Origin of the sequence: Pedobacter sp. UBA4863 (assembly GCF_002399615.1) — a bacterium.
In the GTDB taxonomy this organism is placed as follows: domain Bacteria; phylum Bacteroidota; class Bacteroidia; order Sphingobacteriales; family Sphingobacteriaceae; genus Pedobacter.
In genome coordinates, this window is record NZ_DHDZ01000036.1 from 1,815 (window position 1) to 3,999 (window position 2,185).

Sequence of the window (2,185 nt, forward strand, 5' to 3'; positions counted from 1 at the left end):
GGGTTAATATCATTTTTAAACAGTTCCTAAATAAAACTACATTTGTAATGTGATGAGCCAAATAGATAACTTATACAGGAAATCGCATAAGCCAGAGAAATTAATCATAGGCCTAATGTCTGGCACCTCTATGGATGGCTTGGATATTGCGCTTTGCTCTTTTAAAGGTAGCGGAAGCGAAACTACATTTGAACTCCTTCATTTCAAGACGGCCAACTATAACGACAGCTTTAGGGAACAAGTGAAAGCTATTTTCTCTAAACGGGAAGTAGATTTAGAAATGGTTTGTTTAATGAACGAACAAATTGCCATAACCCATGCCGAACTAATTAATCAAGCAATAGCAGCGTGGGGCTATAAAAATGAGGATATTGATTTTATTGCTAGCCACGGACAAACGATTTATCATGCGCCAAAATCATTGCACAAACAGGAGGGATTGCCAAACGGTACTTTGCAAATAGGCGATGGCGACCATATTGCGGTAAACACAGGAATAATTACCCTTAGCGATTTTAGGCAGAAACATATTGCCGCTGGAGGAGAAGGGGCGCCACTAGCTGTTTACGGCGATTACCTTATTTTCTCTAAAAAGGGCGAAGATAGGATCATGTTGAATATTGGCGGTATTGCAAATTTCACCTACCTGCCAGAAGACTTAGAGGCAGCTAAGGTTTTCTCTACCGACATTGGCCCTGGCAATACCTTGATGGACCATTATGTGCAAAAGCATTTTGGCTTATACTACGATAAAGATGCCGCCATTGCTACGTCTGGGAGTAAAAACGAACAGCTTTTGACAGAACTTTTAAAAGACGATTTCTTTGCTGCGGAGTTTCCTAAGACTACTGGACCCGAATTGTTCAGTTTAGATTATTTAGCGCAGGCACAACAAAAAAGCAATACTTATAGGTTGTCAAAAGAAGACGTAATGGCTACGCTTTGCCATTTTTCTGCGCAAGGTATAGCGCTTGCTATAAAGCGTATAATGCCTAGGCTTTCAAGTGCGGTAGTGTATTTGAGCGGTGGTGGTATGCATAATCCTCTTTTGTTGGAGGTGTTAAAAAAGGAGTTGCCACAACTAACATTTAAAACCACCCAAGATTTAGCGGTTAACCCAGATGCCAAAGAAGCAGTGCTGTTTGCGCTTTTGGCTAATGAAACTATTTGTGGGAGCAGTGTTTATTTTGGCGAAAGAACAGGCGTGCCCTCGGTGGGGATGGGTAAAATTAGTTTACCTCGGTAGTCGAAAAACAAAAAAGAGGGATTGCAAGCCCTCCTTTTTGTTTTATATAATCTGTAAATCCTTTGTTTGATAGGAGGTCAATGCTTCGTCTGTAGCCTCTAGTTCGGTAACTAAATAACTGATAGTCTCTAGCCCCGCTACTTTTAGTCTTAATGTAATGCCTAGCTTTTCTGATATACATAATACAGCTGTTTTTTTAGAAGAAGCGATCATGGCTTTTTTTAGCTGATTAATTTCCCAATCGGTATCTGTTACCCCATCTGTTGGATGCAGGGCACTGGTGCCCATTAAGCAAAGGTCGGCCCTAATATCGGCTAGTTGGCTAATTACATGACCGCCGTAACTAATCTGCGAATTTTTAGAGAACAGTCCGCCAATTAATATTACCTCTATCTTTTCATATTTGGCCAGTTCTACGGCAACCAAAGGGCTAATGGTAATAAATGTGGCCTGCAAGTGCTGCGGCAGTTGTTTTGCCAGCTCAATAACGGTTGTTCCCCCTCCAGTTAATACCACCATGCCATCTTTAATTAAAGAAGCAGCTTTTTTGGCAATGGTAATTTTTGCATCCTTGGCGTAAACCCTACTGTCGTCGAACGATGACTGGTAAGACTTGGAAAGGGCCCCGCCATGTACTTTGTTGAGTAGGTTATTGTCGGCAAGTTCTTGTAAATCTCTTCGAATGGTATCTTCAGATACATTCAGTAATTCCACCAAATCGGAACTTAACACCCTGTTGTGCAAGTTTATCTGGCGCATAATCATATTGTGGCGTTCTTTTTTTAACATTTATGTGGTTAATTTTGTTGCTGTTAAGGTAGTAAAAATTCTTTTTAAATAAAGAGGTGGAATGAAATAGGCAAAAATCATGCGGCCTTTTACATGTAGAGTTTGGTGGAGACACCAAACTCTAGCTTGGGCTATAGGCGGGTGTCCCCA

General features: G+C 40.9%; 2 protein-coding genes. One reads left to right on the top strand and one right to left on the bottom strand.

The window, feature by feature from the left end:
• The first annotated feature begins 49 nt into the window (after window positions 1–49).
• Window positions 50–1,246 carry an anhydro-N-acetylmuramic acid kinase gene (locus B3I52_RS08460; protein ID WP_293300347.1) on the top strand — a complete coding sequence of 399 codons (1,197 nt, stop codon included), beginning with the start codon at window positions 50–52 and terminating at the stop codon, window positions 1,244–1,246.
• 42 nt (window positions 1,247–1,288) lie between these two features.
• Here B3I52_RS08460 and B3I52_RS08465 read toward each other — a convergent pair whose 3' ends face one another.
• Complete coding sequence (locus tag B3I52_RS08465) at window positions 1,289–2,035, bottom strand: DeoR/GlpR family DNA-binding transcription regulator (RefSeq protein ID WP_293300348.1); 747 nt, start codon at window positions 2,033–2,035, stop codon at window positions 1,289–1,291.
• Between the last annotated feature and the right edge of the window lie 150 nt (window positions 2,036–2,185).

What these genes read in the sequence shown, in the direction of transcription:
- B3I52_RS08465 (WP_293300348.1), bottom strand. Translation starts at nt 2,035, where the DNA reads ATGTTAAAAAAAGAACGCCACAATATGATTATGCGCCAGATAAACTTG.